Consider the following 8,746-nt stretch of genomic DNA (forward strand, 5'->3'; position numbering starts at 1 on the left):
TCTGTGACGCCTGTGTGGGGGGGCCCATTATCCGGGGGGTGTGGGCGCCAAAGGGGGTCCCCCCGGGCGGTGCCCCGGGCCGCTATTTCTACCGGCGCTTGTCTTACAGCCCGGGCCCCCGGGGGGGGGGGGGCCCCCCGCGGCCCCCCCCCCCCCCGGGGCCCCGGCCCCACGGAGACCCCAGCACAGCAGAGAACCGACTGCACGTAAGGGGAAGCTCATGACAGCGACGACCGATGGATCGACCGGGGCCGCGAAGACCGCCGGGGCCCCTGCCGCCGATCCGACCGACACGAGAACCGCCGCCGACGATGTCACCGACATCGCGCGGCAGGCCGCGGAACGTTCCGTGGAGCACCTCCTCGGCAGGCAGGACGAGCAGGGCTGGTGGAAGGGCGACCTCGCCACCAACGTCACGATGGACGCCGAGGACCTGCTCCTGCGCCAGTTCCTTTCCATCCAGGACCCCGAGACCACTCGCGCGTCCGCCCTCTTCATCCGCGGCGAACAGCTCGGCGACGGCACCTGGAACACCTTCTACGGCGGACCCGGCGACCTCTCCGCCACCATCGAGGCGTACGTCGCCCTGCGGCTGGCCGGCGACCGCCCCGACGAACCGCACATGGCCCGCGCCTCCGGCTGGATCCGGGAGCAGGGCGGCATCGCGGCCGCCCGTGTCTTCACCCGCATCTGGCTGGCCCTGTTCGGCTGGTGGAAGTGGGACGACCTCCCCGAACTGCCGCCCGAGCTGATGTTCTTCCCCAAGTGGGTGCCGCTCAACATCTACGACTTCGGCTGCTGGGCCCGGCAGACCATCGTGCCGCTCACCATCGTCTCCGCGAAGCGCCCGGTGCGGCCCGCGCCCTTCCCGCTGGACGAGCTGCACACCGACCCGGACCACCCCAACCCGGCCAGGAAGCTTGCCCCGCCCACCAGTTGGGACGGACTCTTCCAGCGCCTCGACAAAGGGCTGCACCTCTACCACAAGGTCGCCCCGCGCCCGCTGCGCCGTATTGCGATGAACGTGGCCGCCCGGTGGATCATCGAGCGCCAGGAGAACGACGGCTGCTGGGGCGGGATCCAGCCGCCCGCCGTCTACTCGGTCATCGCCCTGCACCTCCTCGGCTACGACCTCGACCACCCGGTGATGAAAGCGGGCTTGGCCTCGCTCGACCGGTTCGCCGTCCACCGAGAGGACGGCGCCCGCATGATCGAGGCCTGCCAGTCGCCTGTCTGGGACACCTGCCTGGCCACCATCGCACTCGCCGACGCCGGACTCGGACCCGACCACCCCGCCCTGGTGAAGGCCGCCGACTGGATGCTCGCCGAGGAGATCACCAGACCCGGCGACTGGTCGGTCCGCAAACCCGAACTGCCCCCGGGCGGCTGGGCGTTCGAGTTCCACAACGACAACTACCCGGACATCGACGACACCGCCGAGGTCGTCCTGGCGCTGCGCCGGGTGCGCCACCCCGACCCCGCCCGGCTGGAAGCCGCCATCGCCCGCGGGGTCCGCTGGAACCTGGGGATGCAGTCCCGCAACGGGGCCTGGGGCGCGTTCGACGCCGACAACACCAGCCCCTTCCCCAACCGCCTGCCCTTCTGCGACTTCGGCGAGGTCATCGACCCGCCCTCGGCCGACGTCACCGGCCATGTCGTGGAGATGCTCGCCGTCGAGGGGCTCGCCAGCCACCCCCGTACCCGCGAGGGCATCGAGTGGCTGCTCGCCGAACAGGAGGCGTGCGGCGCCTGGTTCGGCCGCTGGGGCGTCAACTACGTCTACGGCACCGGGTCCGTGGTGCCCGCCCTGATCACCGCCGGACTGCCCGCCGGGCATCCCGCGATCCGCCGGGCCGTCACCTGGCTGGAGTCCGTCCAGAACGACGACGGCGGCTGGGGCGAGGACCTGCGCTCCTACCAGGAGGAGAAGTGGATCGGGCACGGTGAGTCCACCGCCTCCCAGACCGCCTGGGCGCTGCTCGCCCTCCTCGCCGCGGGCCGCCGCGACACCCGCGCGGTCGCCCGGGGCGTCACCTGGCTCACCGAGGCGCAGCAGGCCGACGGCTCCTGGGACGAGCCGTATTTCACCGGCACCGGCTTCCCGTGGGACTTCTCCATCAACTACCACCTCTACCGCCAGGTCTTCCCCCTCACCGCGCTCGGGCGGTATGTGTACGGCGATCCGTTCGTGAACCGCCCGGACGTCGCCGAGGGGGCCTGATGGGCGATCCGCGCGGCCCCGGGAGCCCCGTGACGCCGCTGCTGGTCGCCTGCGCCCTCGGCATCGAGCAGGTGGCCCTGCGCAGCGGCAGGAGCGCCCCGGGCCCGGTCCGGGTCCTGCGCACCGGCATGGGCCCCCGGGCGGCGGAGGCGGCCGTGGCGCGCCTCCTGGGCCCCGGCGGGGTGCCCGACGCCGCCGTGATCGCCTCCGGCTTCTGCGCCGGGCTCGCCCCGGGGATGCACCCCGGGGACCTCGTCGTCGCCGAGGAGACCCGGGACGCGGACGGCACCACCCCCTGCACGGGCACCGGCGTCCTGGTGGCCGCCCTCACCCGCGCCCTCCCCGGCCGCAGGGTCCACACCGGCCCGCTGACCGGCTCCGACCACGTCGTACGGGGGCCCGAGCGGGCCGCGCTGCGGGCGGGCGGGGCCATCGCGGTCGACATGGAGTCCGCCGCGACACTGCGTACCGCCCTGTGTCACGGACCGCGCCCGGTTGCGGCCGTCCGGGTGGTCGTGGACGCTCCAGAGCATGAGCTCGTCCGTATCGGCACGGTCCGCGGTGGAATATCGGCGTTCCGCGTACTTCGTGTCGTCCTTCCGGCTTTCTACGAATGGCACCGATCTTTACTGCTCCCCAGGAGGTGAGCTAGATGGCCATGCCGCTCCGCCAGACCATCAAGGTTGCGACGTATCTCTTCGAACAAAAGCTCCGCAAGCGTGAGAAGTTCCCGCTGATCGTCGAGCTGGAGCCGTTGTTCGCCTGCAACCTCGCCTGCGAGGGATGCGGCAAGATCCAGCACCCGGCCGGTGTCCTGAAGCAGCGCATGCCGGTCGCCCAGGCGGTGGGCGCGGTGCTCGAATCCGGGGCCCCCATGGTGTCCATCGCCGGTGGCGAGCCGCTGATGCACCCGCAGATCGACGAGATCGTGCGCCAGCTCGTCGCCCGGAAGAAGTACGTCTTCCTCTGCACCAACGCGATGCTGATGCGGAAGAAGCTCGACAAGTTCACCCCGTCCCCGTACTTCGCCTTCGCCGTGCACATCGACGGGCTGCGCGAGCGGCACGACGAGTCGGTCGCCAAGGAAGGCGTCTTCGACGAGGCCGTCGCCGCGATGAAGGAGGCAAAGGCGCGCGGCTTCCGCGTCACCACCAACTCCACCTTCTTCAACACCGACACCCCGCAGACCATCATCGAGGTCCTCAACTACCTCAACGACGACCTGCACGTCGACGAGATGATGATCTCGCCCGCCTACGCCTACGAGAAGGCCCCCGACCAGGAGCACTTCCTCGGCGTCGAGCAGACCCGCGAGCTCTTCAAGAAGGCCTTCGCCGGCGGAAACCGGGCCCGCTGGCGGCTCAACCACTCGCCGCTCTTCCTGGACTTCCTGGAGGGCAAGGCGGACTTCCCGTGCACCGCCTGGGCGATCCCGAACTACTCCCTCTTCGGCTGGCAGCGCCCCTGCTACCTGATGAGCGACGGCTACGTACCGACGTACCGTCAGCTCATCGAGGAGACCGACTGGGAGAAGTACGGCCGGGGCAAGGACCCGCGCTGCGCCAACTGCATGGCGCACTGCGGTTACGAACCCACCGCCGTGCTCGCCACCATGGGATCGCTGAAGGAGTCGCTGCGCGCCGCGCGGGAGAGCGTGGGCGGCAACCGGTGACGGACGGCGGGCCGGGCGGCTTCGACCTCGGGCGGCTCCTGGCCGAGCGCGGGGCCGAGCGGTACGAGCTGCATGCGCGCCACCTCAACCACCAGCTGCCGCGCATGCTGCACACCATCGGCTTCGACAAGGTCTACGAGCGGGCCGAGGGCGCGTACTTCTGGGACGCGGAGGGCAACGACTACCTCGACATGCTCGCCGGGTTCGGCGTCATGGGGATCGGCCGGCACCACCCGGTCGTCCGCAAGGCCCTCCACGACGTGCTCGACGCCCAGCTCGCCGACCTCACCCGCTTCGACTGCCAGCCGCTGCCCGGACTGCTCGCCGAGAAGCTGCTGAACCACAGCCCGCACCTGGACCGCGTCTTCTTCGGCAACAGCGGCACGGAGGCGGTCGAGACGGCGCTCAAGTTCGCCCGGTACGCCACGGGGAAGCCTCGGGTCCTCTACTGCGACCACGCCTTCCACGGGCTCACGACGGGATCCCTGTCGGTCAACGGCGAGAGCGGCTTCCGCGACGGGTTCGCGCCGCTGCTCCCCGACACGGCCGTCCCGCTCGGCGACCTGGACGCGCTGCGCCGTGAGCTGAAGCGGGGCGACGTCGCGGCCCTGGTCGTCGAGCCGATCCAGGGCAAGGGCGTGCACGCCGCGCCGCCCGGTTATCTGCGCGAGGCCCAGGAGCTGCTGCACCGGCACAAGGCGCTCCTGATCGCCGACGAGGTGCAGACCGGTCTGGGCCGGACCGGCGACTTCTACGCCTACCAGCACGAGGAGGGGGTGGAACCCGATCTGGTCTGCGTGGCCAAGGCGCTGTCCGGTGGCTATGTGCCCGTCGGCGCGACGCTCGGCAAGGACTGGATCTTCCGCAAGGTCTACTCCTCGATGGACCGGGTCCTCGTCCACTCCGCGAGCTTCGGTTCCAACGCCCAGGCGATGGCGGCCGGGCTCGCCGTCCTGACGGTGATGGAGGACGAGGAGACCGTCGCCAACGCCCGGCGCACCGGCGACCTGCTGCGTGAGCGGCTGGCTGCCCTGGTGGACCGCTACGAACTGCTGCACGAGGTGCGCGGCCGCGGGCTGATGATCGGCATCGAGTTCGGCCGGCCCTCCTCGCTGAAGCTCCGCAGCCGCTGGACCATGCTCCAGGCGGCCCGCAAGGGGCTCTTCGCCCAGATGGTCGTGGTGCCGCTGCTCCAGAAGCACCGGATCCTCACCCAGGTCTCCGGCGACCACCTGGAAGTGATCAAGCTGATCCCGCCGCTGGTCATCGGGGACGCGGAGGTGGAACGGTTCGTGACGGCGTTCACCTCCGTCATGGACGACGCGCACAGCGGCGGCGGGCTGATGTGGGACTTCGGGCGGACGCTGGTCAAGCAGGCCGTGGCCAACCGCTGACCTGGCGGGCGTTTGCCTCTGAGGCAAGTTATTTGCCTCAGAGGAAAAGTCCTGGCCCAATAGAGGCATGAACCCTCCGGACGAAGGGGCGCCGGACGAGCTCCCCGGCGTCGCACCCCGACTGCGCGATCTGCGTCGTGCCCGCGGCCTCACCCTGGAGACCGCGGCCCAGCGGGCCGGACTCTCCCCGGCCCATCTCTCCCGGCTGGAGACCGGCCGCAGGCAGCCCTCGCTGCCGATGCTGCTGGGCCTCGCGCGTATCTACGGTACGACGGTCTCCGAGCTGCTCGGCGAGCAGCCGCCCGAACGGGACGCGATCGTGCGCGGTGGCGGCTTCGAGGGGGCGGAGGCCGACGGCTGGATGTACCGGCAGGCGGGCGGTTCCGGCCGCGCGATGCAGGCGCTGCGGGTGCGCGTCCCGTACGGCGCCCAGGGCGACCTGGTGCGGGTCCACCCCGGCGAGGAGTGGCTGTACGTCCTGGAGGGCCGGCTGCGGGTCGGGCTCGGCGACACCGTCCACGACCTCGAACCCGGCGACAGCGCCCACTTCGACTCGCTCACCCCGCATCGGATCGCGGCCGTCGACCGCTGCGGCGCGGAGCTGCTGTTCGTCCACTCCCTGTTGCAGAGTCCCGCCGCCGAGCTCTGCCTCGGCAACGGCCTCCACGCGCGCTGACCGGCTGTCGGCCGCCCGCAGCATCCTTCACTTCACCGGCCGCGAGGCCGGCAGAGAGGACCGTCATGTCCGATTCCGAACACTATGATCCGCTGGGCCCCGGCCGCCGCCCGAACGAGGACCCGCAGGAGAAGCGGATGCCGCGCGGTGTCGTCATCCGGCTCTTCGCCTACCTGGTGGCGGGCCACGTGATCGCGGGCTTCCTCTACCTGCTCTTCGTGGTGGCCGGGAGCAAGTGACGGCCCGCCGCCGGAGGGATCAGCCCTGGTCGAGCAGGCGCTCGCGCAGTCGCTCCCGGGTCTCGGCGGAGACCTTCAGCCCTTCGGACAGGTAGCGGTCCGTCGTTCCCCAGTTCTCCTCGATGGCCGTGAAGGCCGCCGCGAGGTAGGCGGGCCGCGCTCCGAAGAGCGGGTCCAACAGCTCCATCACCTCGGGCGACATGCCGTCGCGGGACGTGTCGGTGCGCTTCACCTTGTACCGGCGGTGGAGGTCGTTGGACTTGAGGTAGTCCTCCTCGATCGCCTCCGGCCGGACGTCGACCGCCAGCAGGGCGACCGCGATCGAGAGGCCGGCCCGGTCCTTGCCCGCCGCGCAGTGCATCAGCGCCGGGACGCTGTCCTCGGCCAGGGCGTGCAGGACCCGGCTGTGTTCGGCGGTGCGGTCCTCGATCGTCGCGCGGTACATCCGGATCATGCGGTCGACGCCCTTGCCGTCCGCGAGGACCGAGCGCAGCTGCTCGATGTTCCCGTCGCCCACCAGCCGCCAGAACTCCGCGCCGTCGGCCGGGTCCGAGAGCGGAATGCTGACATTGCGGACACCGGCCAGCTCGATGTCGAACCCGTCGAGCTTGTGGTCGGCGGAGTGGCGGAAGTCGAAGACCGTGTGCAGCCCGAGACCGCCGAGGAAGGCCGCGTCCTCCGCGGTGGCGTGCGCCAGGTGGCCGCTGCGGTAGAGCCGGCCGAAGGCGGTGCGCCGCCCGTCCGTGGTGGGGAGCCCGCCCACGTCGCGGAAGTTGCGGACTCCGGTCAGCGCGGTCTCTGTCGGCGGGACCTGCGGCACCTGCTGCGTCACGGTGGCTCCTGGGATCTCTGGCGTCGGCGCGGCTCGCCGGCGAGGGCGCTCCCGTGACGATACGACATCGATTCGGCGGAAAATCATCACGGTTCCCTCCTCGATGCGGAGCGCCGGGCGGTCCGGCCTGACTGGACGTCAGAGGCGTCGCCTGCGGCATGTCCGTATTGGTGTATTTCGCAGAACATGCCCCGCTAATGGGGGAGATGGGATTTCGGAGGTGAGCGGGATCATATCCGTGACGGTCCGTGGCGAACGCGCCCCGAGCCATTCCCGTTCTCCGCACGGAAATCCAAGATCCGTAATCCACGGAGTGTGACCGGAAATCCGGAGCGATATCGAATCGATGATTCCGTCGCGCAACCGATGGCTTGTTCCGCCCGTCCTGACCGGTTTACGGTCACCGTCAATCCGGACGGATCGCCTAATCCTGCCGCCGCCCGGAATTCGCACCCACCCACTCACGTGTGGCAGGAGCGGGGGAACCAGGTAAGCCGCCGATCCGGAGCGATCCGGGCCGGCTAGGGGTGAAGTCGCCGCAACGCGACCGGGCATCTCCAGCCCGAACCCGACAGCTCACCTCGCAGGCGCCGGAGAGGAACTCCCCCATGCCCGCAAAGGGTAAGCACCGTCGTCCCAAGTCCGGCCCGATCTCCCGCGGCGTCCTCGCCGCAGGCACCGGCGGCGCCGCACTCGCCCTCCCGCTCATCGGCGCCACAGCCGCGAACGCCGCGGGCCACACCGCCCCGGCCGCCAAGCCGGCCGCCGCCTCGGTCGCCGCCGCGCACACCGCTCCGGCCGCCGCCCCCGCCGCGTCGAAGGCCGCCCCGAAGACGTACGCCGTCGTCTCCGGCGACTACCTCTCGAAGATCGCCGCCGAGCACCAGCTCAAGGGCGGGTGGGAGAAGCTCTACCAGGACAACCGCTCCACCGTCGGCGACGACCCCGGCCTGATCCACCCGGGCATGAAGCTGACCCTCGGCGCCAAGGGCTCCGCCCCGGCCGAGAAGTCCGCCGCCCCCAAGGCCGCCCCGAAGAAGGCCGAACCGGCCCCGAAGGCCGCGCCGAAGGACGAAGCCCCGAAGGGCGACACCATCTCCGCCGACGACTCCGAGGGCTCCGGCGCCTCGGCGCAGACCGGCTCCTCCGAGGCCACCGGCTCCGGCTGGTCCGCCCCGCTGGCCAACGCCAACGTCACCACCCAGTACCGCGCTTCCGGCGCCAGCTGGTCCAGCGGCTACCACACCGGCTCGGACTTCCAGGCCGCCTCGGGCACCCCCGTCCTGGCCATCGGCCCGGGCACCGTGGTCTCGGCCGGCAACAGCGGCTCGTACGGCAACGAGGTCGTCATCCAGCACGAGGACGGCATGTACTCCCAGTACGCCCACCAGTCCTCGCTGAACGTCTCGGTCGGCCAGACCGTCACCGGCGGCCAGCAGATCGGCCTCTCCGGCTCCACCGGCAACTCCACCGGCCCGCACCTGCACTTCGAGGTCCGCACCGGCCCGAGCTACGGCTCGGACGTCGACCCGATCGCCTACCTGCGTCAGCACGGCGTCTCCCTCTGACCGAGCGGCGACGAGAAGTATCCGAGGGGGGGGGGGGGGGGGGGGCCCCCCCCCCGGGGTTTTTAGGGGGTTAAAAAAAAAAAACCCGGGGGGGGTTAAACACCCCCGCCCACCCCCGATATAGGGGGGGGTGGGGACAACGGG

8 protein-coding genes and 1 riboswitch are annotated in these 8,746 nt (G+C 71.0%); of the genes, 7 read left to right on the top strand and 1 reads right to left on the bottom strand.

What is annotated here, in order from left to right:
* Positions 1-220: 220 nt before the first annotated feature.
* From shc to JS521_RS25215, 6 genes are all read left to right on the top strand, one after another.
* Positions 221-2,221 (top strand): squalene--hopene cyclase, encoded by a 2,001-nt coding sequence (gene shc, locus JS521_RS25190; protein ID WP_205085220.1) that lies wholly within the window; start codon positions 221-223, stop codon positions 2,219-2,221.
* The gene (locus tag JS521_RS25195; RefSeq protein WP_205085221.1) at positions 2,221-2,868 is read left to right on the top strand and encodes a phosphorylase family protein; all 648 of its coding nucleotides are present in this window, start codon (positions 2,221-2,223) and stop codon (positions 2,866-2,868) included. The genes shc and JS521_RS25195 overlap by 1 nt, the downstream gene beginning before the upstream one ends.
* Positions 2,869-2,873: 5 nt before the next feature.
* A complete protein-coding gene (gene hpnH, locus JS521_RS25200) occupies positions 2,874-3,893 on the top strand; it encodes an adenosyl-hopene transferase HpnH (RefSeq protein ID WP_010058015.1) in 1,020 nt (339 codons plus the stop codon).
* Positions 3,890-5,287 carry an aspartate aminotransferase family protein gene (locus JS521_RS25205; RefSeq protein ID WP_205085222.1) on the top strand — a complete coding sequence of 466 codons (1,398 nt, stop codon included), beginning with the start codon at positions 3,890-3,892 and terminating at the stop codon, positions 5,285-5,287. The genes hpnH and JS521_RS25205 overlap by 4 nt, the downstream gene beginning before the upstream one ends.
* A gap of 67 nt (positions 5,288-5,354) precedes the next feature.
* Positions 5,355-5,963 (top strand): helix-turn-helix domain-containing protein, encoded by a 609-nt coding sequence (locus tag JS521_RS25210; RefSeq protein ID WP_205085223.1) that lies wholly within the window; start codon positions 5,355-5,357, stop codon positions 5,961-5,963.
* 65 nt (positions 5,964-6,028) lie between these two features.
* Positions 6,029-6,202 carry a DUF6126 family protein gene (locus JS521_RS25215; RefSeq protein ID WP_205085224.1) on the top strand — a complete coding sequence of 58 codons (174 nt, stop codon included), beginning with the start codon at positions 6,029-6,031 and terminating at the stop codon, positions 6,200-6,202.
* A 19-nt stretch (positions 6,203-6,221) separates the two neighbouring features.
* Here JS521_RS25215 and JS521_RS25220 read toward each other — a convergent pair whose 3' ends face one another.
* A complete protein-coding gene (locus JS521_RS25220) occupies positions 6,222-7,034 on the bottom strand; it encodes a tyrosine-protein phosphatase (protein ID WP_205085225.1) in 813 nt (270 codons plus the stop codon).
* Between the two features lie 444 nt (positions 7,035-7,478).
* Positions 7,479-7,637, top strand: a riboswitch (cyclic di-AMP (ydaO/yuaA leader).
* A gap of 5 nt (positions 7,638-7,642) precedes the next feature.
* Between JS521_RS25220 and JS521_RS25225 the strand changes: the two genes are divergently transcribed.
* A complete protein-coding gene (locus tag JS521_RS25225) occupies positions 7,643-8,602 on the top strand; it encodes a LysM peptidoglycan-binding domain-containing M23 family metallopeptidase (protein ID WP_205085226.1) in 960 nt (319 codons plus the stop codon).
* The last annotated feature ends 144 nt before the right edge of the window (positions 8,603-8,746 follow it).

Source organism: Streptomyces durocortorensis, from assembly GCF_016901035.1.
In the GTDB taxonomy this organism is placed as follows: Bacteria; Actinomycetota; Actinomycetes; order Streptomycetales; family Streptomycetaceae; genus Streptomyces; species Streptomyces durocortorensis.